This is a genomic window from Streptomyces rubellomurinus (assembly GCF_000961885.1).
In the GTDB taxonomy this organism is placed as follows: Bacteria; Actinomycetota; Actinomycetes; order Streptomycetales; family Streptomycetaceae; genus Kitasatospora; species Kitasatospora rubellomurina.
Map to the genome: position 1 here is coordinate 15,877 of NZ_JZKH01000083.1, position 22,073 is coordinate 37,949.

Below are 22,073 nucleotides of genomic sequence, written 5' to 3' on the forward strand. Positions count from 1 at the left end.
TGGCTCAGAGATGAACGAGAACGCGAACGAGGACCGGCTCCGCCGCGCCATGGCGGCCGTCCTGCAACTTCAGCAGCGCAACCAGGAGTTGGAGCACAGCCGGTCCGAGCCGATCGCGATCGTCTCGATGGCCTGCCGGCTCCCCGGCGGCATCGCCACCCCCGAGCGGTACTGGGAGGCGCTGGCCGCCGGGCAGGACCTGATCGGCCCGCTGCCCGAGCGCTGGGCGGACCTCGACCTGTACGACCCCGACCCGGAGGCGGCCGGCAAGAGCTACGCCGACCAGGGCGGATTCCTCGACGGCATCGAGGAGTTCGACGCCGAGCTGTTCGGCGTCTCGCCCCGCGAGGCACTCGCCATGGAGCCGCAGCAGCGGCTCGTCCTGGAGACCGCCTGGGAGGCGCTGGAGCGGGCCGGGCAGCGCCCCGGCCCGCTCGGCACCAGCCGCACCGGCGTCTACCTCGGCGCGATGCGCTCCGACTACGCCACCACCCAGGCCGGGCTGGAGGCGCTGGACGGCTACCAGGGCACCGGCATCTCCAGCAGCGTCATCTCCGGGCGCGTCTCCTACACGCTGGGCCTGCAGGGCCCGGCCGTCACCGTCGACACCGCCTGCTCGTCCTCGCTGGTCGCCGTCCACCTGGCCTGCGCCGCGCTGCGCAGCGGCGAGTGCGACCAGGCCCTGGCCGGCGGCGTCACCGTGATGAACACCCCGGTGCTGTTCGTCGAGTCCAGCCGGCTGCGCGCGATGTCCCCGGACGGGCGCAGCAAGAGCTTCGGCGCCGGCGCGGACGGCGGCGGCTGGGCCGAGGGCGCCGGCATGGTGCTGCTCAAGCCCCTCTCCGCCGCCCGCCGCGACGGCGACCGCATCCTCGCCGTCATCCGCGGCTCCGCCACCAACCAGGACGGCCGCAGCCAGGGCCTGACCGCCCCCAACGGCCCCGCCCAGCAGCGGGTGATCCGCGAGGCGCTGGCCGCCGCCCGGCTCACCCCCGCCGACGTCGACGCGATCGAGGCGCACGGCACCGGCACCCGGCTCGGCGACCCGATCGAGGCCGGCGCGCTCGCCGAGGTCTTCGGCCCCGGCCGGGACGCCGCGCGGCCGCTGCGCCTGGGCTCCGGCAAGTCCAACATCGGCCACTCGCAGGCCGCCGCCGGCGTGGTCGGCGTGATCAAGATGGTGCTCGCGCTGCAGCACGAGCGGCTGCCGAAGACCCTGCACGTCGAGCAGCCCAGCCCGCACATCGCCTGGGAGGGCAGCGGCATCGAGCTGCTCGGCGAGGCCGCCGACTGGCCGCGCGGCGAGCGCCCGCGCCGGGCCGGCGTCTCCTCCTTCGGCATCAGCGGCACCAACGCCCACCTGGTCCTCGAAGAGGCCCCGCTCGACGAGGCCCCGGCCGAGGGCGCCGACGCCGTCCCGGCCGCCGGCTACCCCGTGCTGCTGTCCGCGCAGACCCCGCAGGCGCTGCGCGCCCAGGCCGCCCGCTGGGCCGACTGGCTCACCGAGCACCCCGCCACCCCGCTGCTCGACCTGGCCCGCACCGCCGCCCTGCACCGCACCCACCTGGAACACCGCGCCGCCGTCACCGCCGGCTCCGCCGCCGAGGCGGCCCTGGGACTGCGCGCCCTCGCCGAGGGCGCCGCCCCGCGCGAACTCGTCCAGGGCCGGGCCGCCGCGCGCGGCCGGGCCGTCTTCGTCTTCCCCGGCCAGGGCAGCCAGTGGCGCGAGATGGGCCGCACCCTGCTCGACGAGTCCGCCGTGTTCCGCGCCGCCGTCGAGGAGTGCGACGCCGCGCTGCGCCCGCACACCGGCTGGTCGGTGCGCGCGCTGCTGGCCGGCGAGGGCGCCGACCTGCCCGACTTCGAGCGGATCGACGTCCTGCAGCCCGCCCTGTTCGCCGTCATGATCGGCCTCGCCGAGACCTGGCGCGCGCTCGGCGTGCGGCCCGCCGCCGTGGTCGGCAGCAGCCAGGGCGAGGTGCCCGCCGCCGTCGTGGCCGGTGCGCTCTCGCTCCAGGACGGCGCCAGGCTGGTCGCGCTGCGCAGCCGGGCGCTGCTGCGCGAGTGCAGCGGCAAGGGCGGCATGGCCCTGGTCGAGCTGCCCGCCGAGCAGGCCGCCGCGCTGATCGAGCCGTACGGCGGCGCGCTGTCCGTCGCCGTGATCAACACCGAGACCTCCACCGTCGTCTCCGGCGACGCCGAGGCGATCGAGGCGCTGCTCGCCGCGATGGCGGACGGCGACGTGTACTGCCGGCGCATCCCCTCCGACGCGGCCGGCCACAGCCGCCACATGGACCCGATCCTGCCCGGCCTCGCCGAGCAGCTGGCCGGGCTGCGCCCGCGCCCCGCCGCGGTGCCGTTCTACTCGACCGTCACCGGCACCGTGCTGCCCGGCGAGAGCCTGGACGCGGCCTACTGGTGCCGCAACCTGCGCGACACCGTCCGCCTCGACCTCGCGCTGCGCGCCCTGACCGCGGACGGCTTCGGCGTGTTCGTCGAGGTCAGCCCGCACCCGGTACTCGGCATCCCGCTGACCGGCGCCACCGCCGCGAACGACGGCGTGGTCGTCGGCACCCTGCAGCGCGGCCGCGGCGGCACCGACCAGCTGCTCCAGCAGCTCGCCGCGCTGCACAGCCACGGCCACCCCGTCGACTGGGCCGCCGTGCTCGGCCACCGCCCGGCCGGCCGGGCCGTCGAGCTGCCCACCTACGCCTTCCAGCGCCGCCGCTACTGGGTGGAGGCCCAGGCCCCGGCCGCCGCCCTGCGCGGCTCCGCGCCCGCCCGGCCCGCCGTGGAACCGTCCACCCAGCCGTCCACGCAGCCGGACGGGCTGCGCGCCCGGCTGGCCGGGCTGCCCGCCGAGGACCGGGCCCGGCCGCTGGAGGAGGCCGTCCGCCGCGAGGTGGCCGCCCTGCTCGGCACCGACGAGCCGGTGGACGCCGAGCGCCGCTTCCGCGACCTCGGCATGGACTCGCTGATGGCGCTGCGGCTGCGCAACCGGCTGACCGAGCTCACCGGTGCCGCGCTGCCCGCCAACCTGACCCTGCACCACCCGAACGCCCGCGCCGTCACCGGCTACCTGCTGGAGCACGCGCTCGGCGAGCTGCCCGCCGTCGCGGCCGGCGCCCGGCTGACGCGCGCCGAGCGGCGCGACGAGCACCCGGCCACCGAGGGCCAGCGCCGGCTCTGGTTCCTGGATCAGCTCACCCCCGGCACCGCCCAGTACCACGTGGCGCTCAAGCTGCGCGTCGCCAACCCGCTGGACCGGACGGCCTTCGAGCGGGCGCTCGCCCACCTCACCGGCCGGCACGAGGCGCTGCGCACCGCCCTGCGGATGCGCGACGGCGAACTCGTCCAGGCCGTCTCCGAGGTGGATTCCATCCCGGTGCGCTGGGAGGACGCGGAGGACGCCGAGGCCGTCGCCCGCGCCGAGGAGCTCACCCCGTTCGACCTCGACGGCCCCTCGCTCGCCCGCTGCCGGGTGCTCACCCTGCCCGGCGGCGAGCAGCTGATCTGCCTCACCGTGCACCACGCGGTGGTCGACGGCTGGTCGCTGACCGTGCTGCTGCACGAACTGCACGACGCCTACCGGGCGTTCGCGGACGGCACCGACCTGCCCGCCGCCCCCGTCGAGCACCACCTCGGCGACTTCGCCGCCTGGGAGGCCGCCGCCGCCCTGGAGGGCCGCTTCGACGAGGGGCTGCGCCACTTCGCCGCCGAACTCGCCGGTGCGCCCCGCCTGGAGTTCCCGCCCGGCCCCGAGAACGCCGACGACCAGCAGCCGGGCGGCGACACCCACTACTTCACCCTGCCCGCCGAGCTGCGCGCCGAGGTCGAGGCACTGGCCGCCCGCAGCTCGGTGACCCCGTACACCGTGCTGGTCACCGCCTTCGCGGCACTGCTCGCCCGCACCTGCGACCAGTCCGACCTCACCCTCGGCACGGTCTGGGCCAACCGCCAACTGCCCGGCACCGAGGGCGTGGTGGGCTTCCTGGTGAACACCCTGCCGCTGCGCTGCGACCTCACCGGCGAGCCCACCGTCAGCGGCCTGCTGACCGGCATGGGCGAGAAGGTCAACGCCGTCGCCGAGCACCAGGGCGTCCCGCTGACCCGGCTGGTCCAGGCCGCCGGCGGCCAGCGCACCGGTGGCCAGCGCACCGGCGACGAGAACCCGCTGTTCCGGGCCGTGTTCAACTACGGCAGCGCCGAACTGCCCACCGTGGGCGAGGGCGCGGACGCCTGGCGGCTGCCGACCACCGGCAGCCCGGCCGGGAACGTGCGCGGCGCCGCCAAGTTCGAGCTGGGCCTCACCCTCGCCCCCCACGGGGACGGGCTGCGCGCCGAGCTGGAGTACCTGCCGCACGTGCTCGACCGGGCCGGCGCCGAACGGCTGGCGGCCGCCTACGGGCAGCTGCTCGCCGAGTTCGCCCGCCGCCCGGAGGCCGGGCTCGCCGAGCTCCACGCGCTCGGTGCGGCCGAGGCGGCCTGGCTGGAGGAGCTCAGCGGCACCGTCGAGCCGGCCGGTCCGGCCCGGCCGACCGCGTACGAGCTGATCCTGCGCCAGGCCGAGCGCACCCCCGACGCCGTCGCCGTCCTGGCCGGCGGCGCCGAGCTGAGCTACGCCGAACTGCTGCGCCGCGCCCGCGCGCTGGCCGTCCGGCTGCGCGCCGCCGGGGTCGGCCCCGGCCTGCCGGTCGGCATCCACCTGCCGCGCGGCACCGACCTGGTGGTCGCCGTACTGGCGGTCTGGACGGCCGGCGGGGCGTACCTCTCGCTGGACCCGAACTACCCGGCCGCCCACCTGGACCACATGGTCGAGGACAGCGGCCTGACCGTCGTCCTCTCCGACACGCCTGTCGAGCGCTGGAGCGAGGGGCTCACCGTCCTGGGCATGGAATCCACGGACGGGGACGGGGAGTTCGAGGGCCCGGCCGCCGGGGACCTCGCCTACCTGATCTACACCTCCGGCTCGACCGGCCGCCCCAAGGGCGTGCAGATCGAGCACGCCCAGTTCGCCAACTTCTGCCGCGCGATGGACGAGCGGATCGGCGGCGGCCCCGGCGACACCTGGCTCGCCGTCACCAGCCTCTCCTTCGACATCTCCACCCTCGAACTGCTGTGGACCCTCACCCGGGGCTACCGCGTCGTGGTCGCCGCCGGCCGCACCGCCGACTGGGCCGCCCACCGCGGCCTCGGTCCCACCCACCTGCAGTGCACCCCGTCCTACGCCCGGATGCTGCTCGCCGACGCCGAGGGCCGCGCCCTGATCGGCGGGCTGCGCCGGATGCTGGTCGGCGGCGAGGCGCTGGACCGCGGGCTGGCCCGCAAGCTGGCCGCGCTCTGCCCGGGCGAGGTCGTCAACATGTACGGCCCGACCGAGACCACCGTCTGGTCCGCCACCTGGACGCTCGACGCCGCGGCGCTGGAGCGCGGCGAGGTCTCGCTCGGCACGCCCGTGCTCAACACCCGCTTCCACGTGCTCGACCGCTCCGGCCGGCGCGTCCCGCGCGGCACCCGCGGCGAGCTGTGGATCGGCGGCCACGGCGTCGCCCGCGGCTACCACGCCCGCCCCGAGCTGACCGCCGAGCGCTTCACCGCCGACCCGTACGCCACCGAGCCCGGGGCCAGGATGTACCGCACCGGCGACCTGGTGCGCTACCGGGCGGACGGCAGCCTGGAGTTCTGCGGACGGATCGACGCGCAGGTCAAGCTGCGCGGCCACCGGATCGAGCTCGGCGAGGTCGACACCGTGGCCGGCGAGCACCCGGCCGTCGTCGAGTGCAGCGCCGTGGTGCGCGAGGACACCGAGAACGACCCCCGGCTCACCCTCTACTGGGTGCCGGCCGAGGGCGCCGAGCAGGCCGAGCCGCAGCTCGCCGCCCACCTCGCCGAGCGGCTGCCCGCCCACGCGGTGCCCGGCCGGCTGGTCCGCGTGTCCGAGCTGCCGCACACGCCCAACGGCAAGGTGGACCGCAACGCCCTGCTGCGGCTGCCGGCCCCCTCGGCCGTCGTCAGCCCGGTCGCCGACGCGGGCCAGGACGTGCAGGCGCTGGTCGCCGCCGCCTGGGCCCGGGCGCTGAACGTCGCCGAGGTCGACCCCGACCGCGGCTTCTTCGACCTCGGCGGCACCTCGATGACCGCCCTGGGGGCGCACCGCGAGCTGTGCGCGGCGCTCGGCCGGGAGTTCCCGCTGTCCGCCGTGTTCCACCACCCGACGGTCCGCCGGCTCGCCGCCCACCTGACCGGCGAGACCACCGCGACCGCCCCCGAGGTGCGCACCGCCGTGCGCCCCGACGAGGACGCCGTCGCCGTCGTCGGCCTGTCCTGCCGGCTGCCCGGCGCGCCCGACCTGGCCGCGTTCTGGGCCAACCTGCGCGCCGGCGTCGAGTCGATCAGCCACTTCACCGAGCAGGAGCTGCGCGAGGCCGGCGTGCCCGAGCAGCTGCTGGTACGCCCCGACTACGTCCGCGCCAAGGGGTACGTGGACGGCGCCGACCTGTTCGACGCCGCGTTCTTCGACTGCTCCCCGGCCGAGGCCGAGGCGATGGACCCGCAGCACCGGCTCTTCCTGGAGTGCGCCTGGGAGGCGCTGGAGCACGCCGGCCTGACGCCGCGCGGCTTCGACGGCCGGATCGCCGTCTTCGGCGGCTCCGGCTTCGGCGGTTACCAGGGCGCCGACGCCGAGGACATGTCCGCCTTCTACCGGGCGATGATCGGCGGCAAGAACGACTACCTGGCCACCCGGGTCGCCCACAAGCTGGACCTGCGCGGCCCGGCGCTCACCGTGCAGACCGCCTGCTCCACCGGCCTGGTCGCCGCCCACCTCGCGCGCGAGAGCCTGCTGCGCGGCGAGTCCGACGCCGCCCTGGTCGGCGCCGCCTCGCTGACCTTCCCGCTCAAGTCCGGCTACCTCTACCAGCCGGGCCTGGTCGCCTCCCCGGACGGCGCCTGCCGTGCCTTCGACGCCGAGGGCGGCGGCACCGTCCCCGGCAACGGCGTCGGCATGCTGGTGCTGCGCCGGCTCTCCGACGCCGTCGCCGCCGGGGACACCGTGTACGCCGTGATCCGCGGCAGCGCCGTCAACAACGACGGCGCCGACAAGGTCGGCTTCACCGCCCCCAGCGTGGCCGGCCAGGCCCGGGTGATCGCCGAGGCGCAGGCCGTCGCCGGCGTCACCCCGGACACCATCGGCTACGTCGAGGCGCACGGCACCGCCACCGCGCTCGGCGACCCGATCGAGGTCCAGGCGCTCCAGCAGGTCTTCGGCGCCGCCGAGCGCACCGAGCCCTGCGCGCTCGGCTCGGTCAAGAGCAACATCGGCCACGCCGACGCCACCGCGGGCATCGCCGGCCTGATCAAGGCCGTGCTGATGCTGCACCACGGCGAACTCGTGCCGAGCCTGCACTACACCCGGCCCAACCCCGAACTCGGCCTGGACGACAGCCTGTTCGCGGTCACCACCGAACTGCGCGAGTGGTCCGGCGAGGCCGGCCCGCGCCGGGCCGGGGTCTCCTCCTTCGGCATCGGCGGCACCAACGCCCACCTGGTGCTGGAGCAGGGCCCCGCCGGGCCCGCCGAGGCCGCCCCCGCCGAGGGGGTGCGCCCGGTCGTGCTGTCCGCCCGCGACGAGACCGCGCTGCGCGCCCAGGCCCGCCGCTGGGCCGAGCACCTGGCCGAGCGCCCGGAGCTCACCCCGGCCGCCGTGGCCGGGCCCGCCGCCACCCGCCGCACCCACTTCGCGGCCCGCGCCTCCGTCCTGGCCGGCGACCACGCCGAGCTCGTCGACGCCCTCACCGCGCTCGCCGAAGGCCGCCCGCACCGGCTGCTCAGCCAGGGCGAGGCCGGCCGGCCCGGCAAGGCCGTGTTCGTCTTCCCCGGCCAGGGCAGCCAGTGGCCCGCCATGGGCCGCGAACTGCTCGACCGCAGCCCGGCGTTCCGGGCCGTCGTCGAGGCCTGCGACCGCGCCTTCGCCCCGTACCTGGACTGGACGGTCGCCGAGCTGCTGGCCGGCACCGGCGCGGCCGCCACCCTGCCGCTGGACCGCCTCGACGTCGTCCAGCCCGCGATGTACGCCATGTACGTCGGCCTGGCCGCCGCCTGGCGCGAACGCGGCCTGGAGCCCGCCGCCGTGGTCGGCCACAGCCAGGGCGAGGTGGCCGCCGCCGTCGTCGCCGGGGCGCTCACCCTCGACGAGGGCGCCCGGGTCGTCGCCCTGCGCAGCCGGGCCCTGCTCGGCTGCGCCGGGCGCGGCGAGATGGCCGTCGTCGAACTGCCCGTCGACGAGGTGCTCGGCCACCTCGCCCGCCACGACGGCCGGATCTCGCTGGCCGCCGTCAACACCGCCGGCTCGACCGCCGTCTCCGGCGACCTCGACGCGATCAACGACCTGCTCATCGACCTCGACGACCAGGACGTCATCTGCGGCAAGCTCAACGCCGCCGTCGCCTCGCACAGCGCCCAGATGGACGCCATCCTGCCCGGCCTCGCCGCCGAGCTGGCCGACCTCGACCCGCGCACCGGTGACGTGCCGTTCTACTCGACCGTCACCGGCGGCCCGCTCGACGGCCGCTTCCTGGACGCCGCCTACTGGTGCCGCAACCTGCGCGAGCCGGTCCGCCTGGACCTCGCCCAGCGCGCCCTGCTCGACGCCGGCCACCAGGTGTTCGTCGAGGTCAGCCCGCACCCGGTGCTGGCCCACGCGCTCACCGACAACGGGCTCGCCGCCGGGGCCGTCGTCGTCGACACCCTGCGGCGCGGCCACGGCGGCCCCGAGCAGCTGCTGCGCACCCTCGGCGTGCTGCACGTCCACGGGTACGAGGTCGACTGGGCCGCCGCCCTCGACGGCGCCGGCCCGCAGGTCGAGCTGCCCGGCTACGCCTTCCAGCGCAAGCGGTACTGGGCCGAGCCCAAGGCCGCCAAGGCCGCTGCCGTGGACAGCGGTGACGGCGAGTTCTGGCAGGCCGTGACGGACGGCAAGACCGAGCGGATCGCCGAACTGCTCGCCGCCCCCGAGGAGTTGAAGGGCGGCCTGGAGGAGCTGCTGCCGCTGCTCGCCGCCTGGCACGACGGCCGGCAGGCCGACGCCGAGGTCGCCGACTGGCTGTACACCGAGCGGCGCGTGCTCGCGGAGCCCTCGCCGCAGCCGGCGGCCCTGACCGGCCACTGGGCGCTGGTCGAGCCGTCCGGGGCCCAGGCCTCGACCGGCCTCGCCGAGGCACTGGCCGCCGCCGGCGCCACCGTCCACCGGCTCCCGGCCGGCGAGGACCGCGCCGCCCTCGCGGCCGCCCTCGGCGCCCTGCCGGAGCTCACCGGCCTGCTCGCCCTCCCCGGCGACGGCGCCGACGAGCGCGGCTTCCACCGGCTGCTCGCCCTCGTCCAGGCGGTCGGCGACACCGGCCGCCCGGCCCCGGTCTGGGCCGTCACCCGGGGTGCCACCGCGCTCGACGGCGAGGACGCCCCGAACCACCCGCAGGCCCTGGTCACCGGCCTCGGCCGGGTCCTCACCCTGGAGGCCCCGGAGCGCTGGGGCGGCACCCTCGACCTGCCCGAGCAGCCGTACGACGGCTGGCAGACGGCCCTGGTCGCCGCCCTCGCCGCCGGCGACGGCGAGGACGAGGCCGCGCTGCGCCCCGAGGGCCGCTACGTCCGCCGCCTGCACCGCGTCGAACCGGCCGGCACCACCGGCCCCGCCTGGCGGACCTCCGGCACCGCCCTGATCACCGGCGGCGCCGGAGCGCTCGGCCGGCAGCTCGCCCGCTGGCTGGTCGAGCGCGGCACCCGCCGGGTGGTGCTCGCCACCCGCACCGCCCGCAGCACGCCCGAACTGGACGCGCTGCGGCAGGAGCTCGCCGAGCACGGCGCCGTCCTCGACCTCGCGGCCTGCGACCTCGCCGACCGCGAGCGGACGGCCCGGCTGCTCGCCGACCTCGACGACGCGGGCGCCGCCGAGCCGCTGCGCGTCGTCGCCCACCTGGCCGGCGTCTCCCGGATGACCGCCGTCGACGACCTCACCCCCGAGGCCGCCGACGAGGAACTCGCCGGGAAGGCCCGCGGCGCCCGGCACCTGCACGAGCTGCTCGCCGACCGCCCCCTGGACGCCTTCCTGCTGTACGGCAGCGGCGCCAGCCTGTGGGGCGGAGCGGGCCAGGCCGCGTACGGCGCCGCCAACACCGCGCTGGACGCGCTCGCCCGGCACCGGCACGCCCGGGGCCTCGCCGCCACCGTGGTGCACTGGGGCGGCTGGGCCGGCGGCGGCATGATGACCGCCGAGGCCGAGCGGACCTACCGCTCGCGCGGCCACCGGCCGATCGCCGCCGACCGCGCCCTGCACGCCCTCGGCCTCGTCCTGGCCGCCGGGCTGCCCTCGGCCGGCGTCGCGGACATCGACTGGGCGACCTTCGCCCCGCTGTACGCCGCCGCCCGGCCCCGCCCGCTGGTCGACACCGTCCCGCAGGCCCGGCAGGCCCTCGCGCCCGCCGAAGCCGCCGCGGACGACGGCGCCGGCCACGACCTGCGCCGGCGCCTCGCCGGCCTCGACCGGACGGCCGCCCTGCACCTGCTCACCGAGCTGGTGACCGCCGAGACGGCCCCCGTCCTCGGCCTCGCCCCGCAGGCCGTCCCCGCCGACCAGCCGCTCCAGCAGCTCGGCATGGACTCGCTGATGGCCGTCACCATCCGCGGCCAGCTCGCCCGGCGCACCGGCCTCGCGGTCACCACCGACACCATCGTGCGGGCCGGGAGCTGCCGGGGCATCGGCGGCCACCTGCTGGAGCGGCTGCTGCCGGACGGCGCCGCACCGGCCGAGCAGGGCCGGGCCGAGGACGGCTGGCTGCGGGTGCTCAAGCCCGCCGCCGGACGCCCCCGGGCCCGGATCTTCGCGATGGCGGGCATGGGCGGCACCAGCGCCGGCCACATCCCGCTGGCCCGGCACCTGCCCGCGGACGTCGAACTCCTCGCCGTCCAACTGCCCGGCCGCGACGGCCGCTCCGGCGAGCCGCCGGTCACCGACATGATGCTGCTCGCCGACCACGTCGCCGCCGCCGTCAGCGCCCGGCTGGACGCCCCGGCCGTGCTCTACGGGCACAGTCAGGGCTCCTGGCTGGCCTGGGAGCTCGCCCACCGGCTCGCCGGGCAGCCCGCCGCCCCGCCGCTCGCCCTGGTCGCCGCCTGCGGCATCCCGCCGCAGGCCGAACCCACCGAGGGGCTGCGCCGGCTCACCGGCTCCGCCGCCGTCCTGGACGAGCTGCCGACCGCCGAGGCGGCCGCGCTGTTCGCCGGGCTGCTGCCCGAACAGGTGCTGGACAGTGAGGAGTTGCTGACCGACTACCTGGTCCGGCTGCGCGCCGACGTCACCCTGGCGGAGAACCACCGGGCGGCGCTGCGCCACCTCGACCGCGCCCCGCTGCGCATCCCGGTGCGCGCGGTGGCCGGCACCGACGACCCGGTGCTGCCCGCCGAGGCGCTGGACGCCTGGCGGCCGCTCACCGAAGGCCCCTACACCCGCGGCGGCGTGCCCGGCACCCACGCCGCCCCGATCGAGAACCCCGCGGCCATGGCCGCCGAACTGAACGAAGCGCTCGCGGCCCTCGCGGCCCCTGCGACCGGCACCGCGAACTGACCCCCACGGAGAGACCAATGCCCGAGATCCTGCGCCCGGACGGCGCGCGCATCCACTACCAGGTGCACGGCGAGGGATTCCCCGTGCTGCTGCTCGCCCCCGGCGGGGTCAGCAGCGAGGCCGCCTCCTGGGAGTCCGAGCCCTACCACCCGGTCCGCGAACTCGCCGCGCACTTCCGGGTGATCGTGATGGACCAGCGGCACGCGGGCGCCAGCCACGCGCCCGCGCTGCCCTTCGACTACGCGCAGACCGCCGCCGACCAGCTGGCCGTCCTGGACGAGCTGGGCGTCGAGCAGGCCCACCTGGTCGCCGCCGGGAGCGGCGCCGTGCACGCCTGGCGGCTCGCCCACGACGCGCCCGAGCGGGTCCGCTCGGTGGTCTGCCTGCGGCCGGCCGGCCGCGACGACAGCAACACCCTCGGCACCTTCTACCGCCCCTTCGACGAGGCGATGCGCTGGCCGCGCGCCGAGGGCGTCGCCGGGGTGCTCGCCGCCGCCGAGCGCGCGGGCCGCTTCGCCGACAACCCGGCCGCCGGCCCGTTCGGCCAGCGCCTGCACGACGACGCGGAGTTCCGCGCCGAGCTGGGCGCCGTGCGCCGGGAGAACTACATCAGCCTGCTGGTCCGCTTCCGGGACGGCCTGTGGCCGGACGGCTCGGCGTACTTCAGCGTCCCCGAGGCCTGGATCGCCGAGTTCCCGGCCCCGCTGCTGGTGCTGCCCGGCGACGCCCCGCAGACCCCGGAGGGCCTGGCCAAGCGGCTGGCGCACGAGGCGCCGCGGGCCGTCCTGCTGGACGGCGCCACGGACGCCGCCGTCGCCGCCGGAATCCTCGCCTTCCTGCACGAGCACACCCCCCGACAGAGCTGAGGACCCCACACCATGCTCACCCTGGACACCCTGGACATCACCAGCGAGCAGGCGTACGCCGAACGCGGCTACCCCTACGAGGAGTTCGACCTGCTGCGGCGCGAGGCGCCGGTCTTCTGGTACCAGCGCCCCGGCTTCGAGCCGTTCTGGGTGCTGACCAAGCACGAGGACGTCGCCTGGGTCTCGCGCAACCCGCAGATCTTCTCCAGCGCCCAGCGCGTCACCGTCGACACCCCGGACGCCGTCGACATGTTCGAGCGCCAGCTGGAGGAGCGGGCGGCCATGTTCGGCCACAGCCCGGACGACCCGCCGGCGCTCAGCTGGATGGACCCGCCGCGCCACCGCCAGTTCCGGCAGATCATGACGCCCTGCTTCACCCCGAAGGCGATGGCCGCCCTGGAGGCCCGCTTCGAGGAGCTGGCCGCCGGCTACGTGCGGCAGTTCATGGACCGCCTGGAGAGCCACGGCGAGGCCGACGTCGCCAAGCACCTGTCCGCCCGGCTGCCGGTCGCCGCGATCTGCGAGATGGTCGGCGCGCCGCACCAGGACTGGGACGACGTCTTCAACTGGACCGAGGGCACGGTCGGTTCGGCCGACCCGGACTACCAGCTGGAGGGCGAGGACGCCGAGGCCGCGTTCGTCCGCAACATCTCCGCGCTCAACCAGTACGTCGCCACCCTCGTCCAGGAGCGGATGGCCGCCTCGGACGGCACCGGCACCGACGTGCTCAGCCGCCTGGTCGCGGCCCGGATCAACGGCGAGCCGCTGAAGTTCCACGAGATCCTGTACACCGTCTTCAACCTGCTGGTGGCCGGCAACGGCACCACCCGCAACGCCACCGCCGGCGGCATCCAGGCCCTGCTGGAGCACCCGGAGGAGCTGGCCAAGTTGCGGGCCAACCCGGCGCTGATCGACAGCGCCGTGGAGGAGATCCTGCGCTGGACCTCCATCGCGATCCACTTCGCCCGCACCTGCACCCAGGACACCGAGATCCGCGGCCAGGTGATCCGCAAGGGCGAGACCGTCGTCATGTGGTACCCGGCGGCCAACCGGGACGGCGACGCCTTCCCCGACCCGTACCGCTTCGACATCACCCGCACCGCCAACCCGCACTTCTCCTTCGGCGGCTACGGCGAGCACGTCTGCCTGGGCGCCAACCTGGCCCGGCTGCAGCTGCGGGCGATCCTGCGCGCGGTGCTGCCGGTCCTCGGCGACCTGGAGCTCGTCGGCACCCCGGAGCTGGTCGCCCAGCACCTGCAGGTCGCCGAGATCAAGAAGCTGATCGTCCGCCGCGCCGCCTGAGGCCCCGAACCGCCCGATCCCGAACCTCCCGATCCCGAACCGCCCGATCCCGAAAGGACGGTGAGCCCGGCGATGACCGCGCGGCGCCCGCTGCCCACCTCCCTGCACGGCTTCGCGGCCGGCGACGAGTCCGACCTGACCGTGGTCGCCCCCTGGGCCGGCCCGGTCATCGACGAGGCCACCGGCCTGCTGAAGGAGCCGATCCGGGGCAAGCACCTGATCGCCACCTCGGTCGGCTGGCCCAAGCCCGGCCACGAGCCGGCCGCGATCGAGCTGAACCAGGCGATCCTCGCCGAACTGTACGTCCGGCCCGGCCTGTTGGGCGTGGTCCTGGCGATCTCCGAGGAGTCCTGGAACAGCACCCGCTCGCTCTCCGTCTGGGAGGACGAGGAGGCCCTGCTGGGCTTCCTCACCTCCACCCCGCACCTCGCCGCGGCCCGCCGGGTGAAGGAGCTCATGTACGACTGGGAGGGCACCAACTGGGAGGTCGACGAGACCTCGGTGCTCCCCACCTTCGACGAGGCCAGGGCCCGCCTGGACGCCGTCCGCGGCCCGGTCAGCCCGTACGAATCCCTCGACTGACCACCCGTACTGACCACCGGTCCTGACCACCCGTACTGACCACCGGTCCTGACCACCGGTCCTGACCACCGGTCAGGACAACCAAGGAGCACAGATGACCATCGCGACCGAGACCAGACCGTCCCCGCTGACCTCGTACTTCCTCTTCCAGTACGACCTGGCGCACGAGATGGTGCTCCAGCTCGCCGAGGACTTCGACGACGAGACCGCCCGGGTGGCCCCGGCCCCGCACAAGCCGCTGGTCTGGTTCCTCGGGCACCTCACCTGCGCCACCGACTACTTCTCCACCCTGCACCAGGGCACCGAGTCCCTGGTGACCGAGGAGTTCTCGCTGTTCTTCGCCGGCAACGACAACCAGGACTGGTCGCTCAGCCCGTCCCTGGACGAGATGGTCGCCACGTACAAGCTCGTGCACGCCCGGATGCGCGACTTCGTCGAGACCCTCACCGACGCCGACCTCGACCGCGAGTCCCCGCTGGAGCCGGTCGGCGACGACCGCCTCAAGAACCTCGGCCAGGCGCTCTCGATCATCCAGATGCACGACGCGTACCACTGCGGCCAGATCGGCACCCTGCGGGTCGCCCTCGGCAAGCACGTGCCGTTCTAGAACCCACCCAGCCCAACGGAAGGACCGTCACGTGTCCGCTCACATCGCCGTCTTCAACATCCCCGCGGTCGGCCACATCAACCCGACCCTCTCGGTCGTCGAGGAGCTCGTCCGCCGCGGCCACCGCGTCAGCTACACCGTCACCGAGCACTTCAAGCGCTCGGTGGAGGCCGCCGGCGCCGAACCCGTCGTCTACACCTCGGTGTTCGGCGACTACTACACCCACCCGTACACCCCGGAGGCGCTGCCCGCCGAGGGTCTGCGCTTCTTCAACGAGGCCGTCGAGACGCTGAAGCACTTCGAGGAGGTCTACGAGAACGACCGCCCCGACGTCATCCTGTACGACCAGATGGCCTGGGCGGCCCGCTTCCTCGGCGCCAAGTGGAACATCCCGACCGTGCGCCTGCACCCCTCGTACGGCTCCAACGAGGTCTTCTCGATCCAGTCGCGCTTCCCGCTGGCCTCCGAGGTCGCCCCCGAGGTCATCGAGATGATGGGCCAGCTGGCCGGCTTCCTGCCGACCGTGGGCCTGGAGGGCGTGGGCCCGGTCGAGTTCTTCACCAAGATCGAGGACCTGGCGCTGATCTTCCTGCCGCGCGAGTTCCACTACGACGGCGACACCTTCGACGAGCGCTTCGTCTTCACCGGCCCCTGCCTCGGCGACCGCTCCGCCTTCCAGGGCAGCTGGACCAACCCGGGCGGCAAGCCGGTGCTGTTCATCTCGCTCGGCACCGCCTTCACCGGCTTCGCCGAGTTCTTCCCGGCCGCCATCGAGGCCTTCGCCGACAGCGAGTACCGCGTCGTGCTCGCCATCGGCAACCACGCCGACCCGGCCGCGCTCGGCGAGCTGCCCGCCAACATCGAGGTGCACCAGCACGTCAACCAGCTCGACGTGCTCTCCCAGGCCGCCCTGTTCGTCACCCACGGCGGCATGAACAGCGCCATGGAGGCCCTCGCCCACGGCGTCCCGATGGTCGTCGTCCCGCAGATGAGCGAGCAGCAGGCCACCGCCGAGCGCGTCGAGGAGCTCGGCCTCGGCCGCTACCTGCCGCGCGAGGCCACCACCGCCGCCACCCTGCGCGAGACCGTCGACGCCGTCCTCGGCGACCCGGCCACCGCCGAGAAGCTCGGCGCCCTGCGCGACGCGATCCGCGCCACCGACGGCCCGGTCGTCGCCGCCGACGCCATCGAGGGCTACCTCAAGCGCATCGCCTGAGACCGGGGCCCCGTCCGGCCCCGTCCCGTCCCGTTCACGGCCGCGAGGCCCGTCCTCCCGGCGCCACCCCTCGGGCGCCGGGCGTACGGGCCTCGCGGCGTTCACCCCGATTCCCCATGGAAGAGACCGTGATCCGCCCCAAGAGACTCGGTATCGCCGCGCTCACCGCCGTGCTGCTGACCCCCGCCCTGATGGCGAACAGCAGCCCCGCGGAGGCGAGAGCGCCCCACTCGATCAGGTTCGCCCACTTCGGCCCCGCCTCCGGCCCCGAGGGCCAGCGCTCGTTCCGCTTCGGCGTCTCCAGCTCGGCCACCCAGATCGAGGACCAGGACACCAACACCGACTGGTACCACTGGACGCAGCCCAAGCCGGACGGCCTCGGCCACGGCCAGTTCGTCGGCGACGGCGTCGGCGGCTACAGCAAGGCGCTGGACGACGTCGACCTGATCAAGGACATGAACCTCGACTCGTACCGGCTCAACATCGAGTGGGCCCGGGTCGAGCCCAAGCGCGGCCAGTTCGACGAGGCCGCCCTGAAGCACTACAGCGACCTGCTGGACAAGCTGCGCGCCAACGGCATCCACCCGATGGTGACGCTGCACCACTTCGCCAACCCGGTCTGGGTCGACAACCCCGACGACCCCGGCTGCGCCAACGGCCCGAGCGACACCAACCTGTGCGGCCTCGACAACCCGACCGGCGGCCCGCTCGTCGTCCAGGCCATGGCCGACTACGCCAAGGTCCTCGCCGAGCGCTTCGGCGACCGGGTCGACGACTGGGCCACGCTCAACGAGCCGATGGTCTACATGCTGTTCTCGCACGCCTTCGGCGCCGGCCCGCCCGGCAAGGCCGAGCTCGTCGGCCACTACCAGGACAAGTTCCAGGTCTCGCTGCGCAACTTCATCAGCGCGCACGCCGCCATGTACAAGGCCATCAAGCAGTACGACACCGTCTCCGCGGACGGCACCGGCCCGGCCGCCAACATCGGCCTCACCATCAGCGCCAAGCAGTACGTCCCGGTCCGGAACGGCAAGGTCAGCACCGACCCGGCCGACATCGCCGCCGCCGACCGCTTCCGCCGCTTCTTCGAGCTGAACTTCGTCGACTCGATCCGCCAGGGCGCCTTCTCCACCAAGGACGACGGCGTCTACGACGAGCCGCACCCCGAGTGGAAGGGGACCATGGACTGGCTGGGCATCCAGCTGTACGACCGCACCGGCGTCTCCGACCCCGGCGCCACCCCCGGCCCGACCACCCTCCCGGTCGTCAACGTCGACGTCTGCGGCCTCGCGCCCTGCCTGCCGCCGCTCGACCCCTCGTACGTCATCCCCACCATGGGCTACGCGACCGACCCCACCGGCCTCTACCCGGTGCTCAAGGACTTCTCCGCGCGCTACCCGGGCCTGCCGCTGATGGTCACCGAGAACGGCATCGCCACCGACTCCGGCGACCGCCGCTCCGAGGTCGTCGTCCGCGCCCTCGAATCCATCGACCGGGCCCGGGCCGACGGCGTCGACGTCCGCGGCTACTACCACTGGAGCCTGATGGACAACTTCGAGTGGCTGCAGGGCTACGGCCCGCACTTCGGCCTCTACTCGGTCGACCGCTCCACCATGGCCCGCACCCCCACCAGCGCCGCCGCCGTCTACGGCGAGATCGCCGGCCACCGCGGCCTCACCCCGCACCTGCGCAAGACCTACGGCGGCACCGGCCCGCTCAGCCCGGAGCCGACCCCGTCGCAGACCCCGGCCGGCACCCCGAAGCTCGCCGCCGGCGTCCCCGCCGCGAACGGCCGCAGGGACTGAACCCGCTCTCTCGGACAGACCCCTCCGTCACCGGGGCGCCCACCCGCGCGGGTGGGCGCCCCGCCCTCCGTCCGGCCACACCCGGGGACGTGAGCACCACCGGCCCGACCACCACCGGCCCGACCACCGCCGATTCCGTCGAGGATGAATGATGAGCATCGCCCAGGCACCGCACGACGGCGACACCCCGCCGCAGGCTCTCGGGCCCCTCACCGACACGCTGCGCGCCGCCCTCGCCGAGGTGCTGGACCTGCACCCCGAGTCGGTGACCGACGGCCTCACGTTCCACGACCTCGGGCTGCGGTCCGTCCAGGCGCTCGCCCTGGTCACCGCCCTCGGCAGGCGGCTCGACCGGAAGATCCCCGTGCACGCCCTCTGGCAGCACCCCACCGTGCCCGCCTTCGCCCGTTACCTCGCCGGCGCGGCGCCGTCCGTCGCCGCCGCCCCCGTGTCCGTCGCCACCGCCCACGAGCCGATCGCCGTCGTCGGCCTCGGCTGCCGGCTGCCCGGCGGCGTCGACACCCCCGAAGACCTCTGGCGGGCCCTGCTCGACGGCCTCGACGCCGTCCGCGAGGTCCCCGCCGACCGCTGGGACGCCGACGCCTGGTACGACGCCGACCCCGCCACCCCCGGCACCACCAGCACCCGCCGCGGCGGCTTCCTCGACGACGTCCACGGCTTCGACGCCGACCTGTTCCGGATCCCGCCCGCCGAGGCTGCCCACCTGGACCCCCAGCAGCGCCTCGCCCTCGAAGTCTCCTGGGCCGCCCTGGAGGACGCCCGGATCGTCCCCGGCGCGCTCACCGGCACCCGCACCGGCGTCTTCCTCGGCACCATGGCGCAGGAGTACCACCTCGCCAACGGCGCCGACGCCGGCACCATCACCGCCCACTCCGCCACCGGCTGGGACAGCTCCGTCACCGCCGCCCGGATCGCCTACGCCCTCGGCCTGCAGGGCCCCGCCATGGCCGTCGCCACCGCCTGCAGCTCCTCGCTCACCGCCGCCCACCTCGCCGTGCAGAGCCTGCGCAGCGGCGAATCCGACCTCGCCCTCGCCGGCGGCGTCAACGTCATGCTCCACCCGCACACCCACGTCGCCATGACGAAGCTCGGCGCCCTCAGCCCGGCGGGACAGTGCCGCGCCTTCGACGCCGACGCCGACGGGTACGTCCGCGGCGAGGGCTGCGGCATCGTCGTGCTGCGCCGCCTCTCCGACGCGCTGCGCGACGGCGACCGGGTCTACGCCGTCATCCGCGGCAGCGCCGTCAACAACGACGGCGCCTCCAACGGCCTCACCGCCCCCAACCCGCAGGCCCAGGTCGACGTCGTGCGCGAGGCCTGGCGCAGCGCCGGCGTCCGCACCGAGGACGTCTCCTACGTCGAGGCCCACGGCACCGGCACCCCGCTCGGCGACCCCATCGAAGCCGCCGCCCTCGGCACCGTCTTCGCCCCCGGCCGCGAGGAACCGCTGCGGATCGGCTCCGCCAAGACCAACTTCGGCCACCTGGAGCCGGCCGCGGGCGTCCTCGGCCTGCTCAAGACCGTGCTCGCCCTGCACCACGGCGAACTGCCCGCCAACCTGCACTTCCGCGCGCCCAACCCGCACATCGACTTCGCGCGCGAGCGGCTCGCCGTCGTCACCGAGCGCACCCCCTGGCCGGCCGGCGCCCGGCGCCGCTACGCGGGCGTCAGCGCCTTCGGCTTCGGCGGGACCAACGCCCACCTCGCGCTGGAGGAGGCCCCGGGGCGGGCGCGGTACGTGGCCGCGCTGGCGGCGCAGTCGTCGGAGGAACTGGGCAGTGCTGTCGGCGAGTTGGCCGCGCGGCTGGTTTCCGGTGCGCCCACGGCCGACCGGGTGAGCGCCGAAGGCACCGGTGCCCACCGGCTGTTCGCCGCCGCCGCGCACCCGAGCGAGCTGGCCGAGGCGCTGCGCGCCGCCACTGCCGCCCGGGTGGGTGAGGAGCGGCCCCGGCTCGCCTACGTCTTCTCCGGGCACGGCGCCCAGTGGCCCGGCATGGGCCGCGACCTGCTCGCCCAGCCCGTCTTCCGGGCCGCGCTGGAGGAGGCCGACCGCGCGCTGCGCCCGGTCACCGGCTGGTCCCTGATCGAGGAGCTGACCGCCGACCCCGCGGTCGGCCGCCTGCACCGCACCGACGTCCTCCAGCCCGTGCTGTTCGGCCTGCAGACCGCCCTCGCCCGGTTGCTGCGCGCCTGGGGCCTCACCCCCGACGCCGTCGCCGGCCAGAGCATCGGCGAGGTCGCCGCGGCCGTCACCGCCGGCGCCCTCACCCTCGACCAGGGCGCCCGGATCATCGGCACCTGGTCCGAGCTGATCGCCCGGCACGCCTCCGGCAAGGGCGCCATGCTGGTCGGCGAACTGGACCTCGCCGAGGCCGAGCGGCTGCTCGCCGGGCGCGACGGGCTGAGCCTCGCCGCGCACCTCGCCCCCGGCCAGGTGTCCGTCTCCGGCCGGACCGAGGCCGTCGCCGCGCTCGAACAGGAGCTCGCCGAGGCCGGGGTGCGGGTGCACCGGGTGGCCATCGACTACGCCGCACACAGCGCGGAACTCGCTGCACTGGCACCCGAGTTGGAGCGCCTGCTGGACGGAGTCCGGGGCCGGACGGGCGAGCTGCCGCTGTGGTCCACCGTGACCGGCGGCCCGCTGGACGGCACCGAGCTGGACGCCGCGTACTGGGCCCGCAACATGTGCGAGCCGATCCGGCTCGCCGAGACCGCCGCGGCCCTGGCGGCGGAGACCGGGGTGAACGAGCAGCGCCTCTGCGTGGTCGAGATCGGCCCGCACCCGGTCGTCGAGCACCCGCTGCGCCGGGCGCTCCCGGACGCGGTGGTCGCCGCCACCTGCCGGCGCGACCGGCCCGCCCTCGACTCCCTCACCGACCTGGCCGGCCTGCTGTGGACGGAAGGCCTCCCGCTCGACTGGGCGGCCGTGGCCGGGCGCGCCGACGCGTCCACCGCCCCGGTCGCGGTGGCCGTCTCCGGCCAGACCGAGGCCGCCCTCGCCGCCAACGCCGCCCGCCTCGCCGGGCACCTGTCGGCGCGCCCGCAGGCCGCCGCCCTCGCGGACGTCGCGCTGACGGCCGCCCGGCACCGGACGCACTTCGAGCACCGGGCCGTCGTCGTCGCCCGCTCGGCGGCCGAGGCGGCCGAAGGCCTGCTGGCCGTGGCCGAGGGCCGTCCGGGTGCGGGTGCGGTCGTCGGCCTGCCGGTCGCGAGCGGCCCGGGCCTCGGTGTGCTGTTCACCGGTCAGGGCAGCCAGCGGCTGGGCATGGCCGCCGGTCTGTACGCGTCCTCGGCGCTGTTCCGGGCGGCCTTCGACGAGGTCGTCGAGGTGCTGGACCGGTATGCGGCGCGGCCGTTGAAGGAGGTCGTGTTCGCGGACCCCGAGGGCGTGGATGCGGGACTGGTGCACCGGACGGAGTTCACCCAGCCCGCGCTGTTCGCGGTCGAGGTGGCGCTGTACCGGGTGTGGGAGGCGTGGGGTGTGTCCCCGGCCGCCGTGGCCGGGCACTCGGTCGGTGAGCTGGCCGCCGCGCACGTCGCGGGTGTGCTGTCGCTGGACGACGCGGCGCGGCTGGTCGTCGCTCGGGGGCGGCTGATGCAGGGCTGCGAGACGGGCGGCGCGATGGCCTCCGTGGAGGCGGGCGAGGACGAGGTCCTCACCGCCCTGGCGCGGGTGTCGTCCGGCCGGATCGCGGTCGCGGGCGTCAACTCGCCGACCCAGACGGTGGTCAGCGGCGACGCGGCCGCCGTCGAGGAACTGGTGGAGGCCATGAGCGCCGCCGGTCGCCGGGTGCGCCGCCTGGAGGTCTCGCACGCCTTCCACAGCCCGCACATGGACGCGATGCTGGCGGAGTTCACCGCCGTCGTCGAGACGTGCGAGCTGCGGGCCCCGCAGGTGCCGCTGGTCAGTACCCTGGACGGCCGCTGGATGGGCGCGGACCTCGCCGCCGGTGAGGGCGTGCGCTCCCCGCGGTACTGGGCGCGCCAGGCCCGCGAGGCCGTCCGCTTCCTGGACGCCCTCCGCACCCTGCACGACGCGGGCGTGCGCCGCTTCCTG

Annotated in this window: 8 protein-coding genes; all 8 read left to right on the plus strand. The window is 75.5% G+C overall.

The features are described 5' to 3' along the window. The first annotated feature begins 10 nt into the window (after positions 1–10). Positions 11–11,617 (plus strand): hybrid non-ribosomal peptide synthetase/type I polyketide synthase, encoded by an 11,607-nt coding sequence (locus tag VM95_RS29960; RefSeq protein WP_045702645.1) that lies wholly within the window; start codon positions 11–13, stop codon positions 11,615–11,617. A 17-nt stretch (positions 11,618–11,634) separates the two neighbouring features. Continuing rightward, positions 11,635–12,483, plus strand: coding sequence for an alpha/beta hydrolase (locus VM95_RS29965; RefSeq protein WP_045702647.1), 849 nt, complete (start codon positions 11,635–11,637; stop codon positions 12,481–12,483). 12 nt (positions 12,484–12,495) lie between these two features. Continuing rightward, positions 12,496–13,785 carry a cytochrome P450 gene (locus tag VM95_RS29970; RefSeq protein ID WP_052706777.1) on the plus strand — a complete coding sequence of 430 codons (1,290 nt, stop codon included), beginning with the start codon at positions 12,496–12,498 and terminating at the stop codon, positions 13,783–13,785. Between the two features lie 72 nt (positions 13,786–13,857). Next, positions 13,858–14,367, plus strand: a complete 510-nt coding sequence (locus VM95_RS29975) for an antibiotic biosynthesis monooxygenase family protein (RefSeq protein ID WP_045702649.1) — start codon at positions 13,858–13,860, stop codon at positions 14,365–14,367. 94 nt (positions 14,368–14,461) lie between these two features. Continuing rightward, positions 14,462–14,974, plus strand: coding sequence for a DinB family protein (locus VM95_RS29980; protein ID WP_045702651.1), 513 nt, complete (start codon positions 14,462–14,464; stop codon positions 14,972–14,974). A gap of 31 nt (positions 14,975–15,005) precedes the next feature. Further along, positions 15,006–16,190, plus strand: coding sequence for a macrolide family glycosyltransferase (locus VM95_RS29985; RefSeq protein WP_045702653.1), 1,185 nt, complete (start codon positions 15,006–15,008; stop codon positions 16,188–16,190). Between the two features lie 128 nt (positions 16,191–16,318). Further along, positions 16,319–17,995, plus strand: a complete 1,677-nt coding sequence (locus VM95_RS29990) for a glycoside hydrolase family 1 protein (RefSeq protein WP_157882240.1) — start codon at positions 16,319–16,321, stop codon at positions 17,993–17,995. Positions 17,996–18,146: 151 nt separating this feature from the next. Next, a partial coding sequence (locus tag VM95_RS29995; RefSeq protein WP_052707660.1) for a type I polyketide synthase occupies positions 18,147–22,073 on the plus strand: 3,927 nt, incomplete at its 3' end.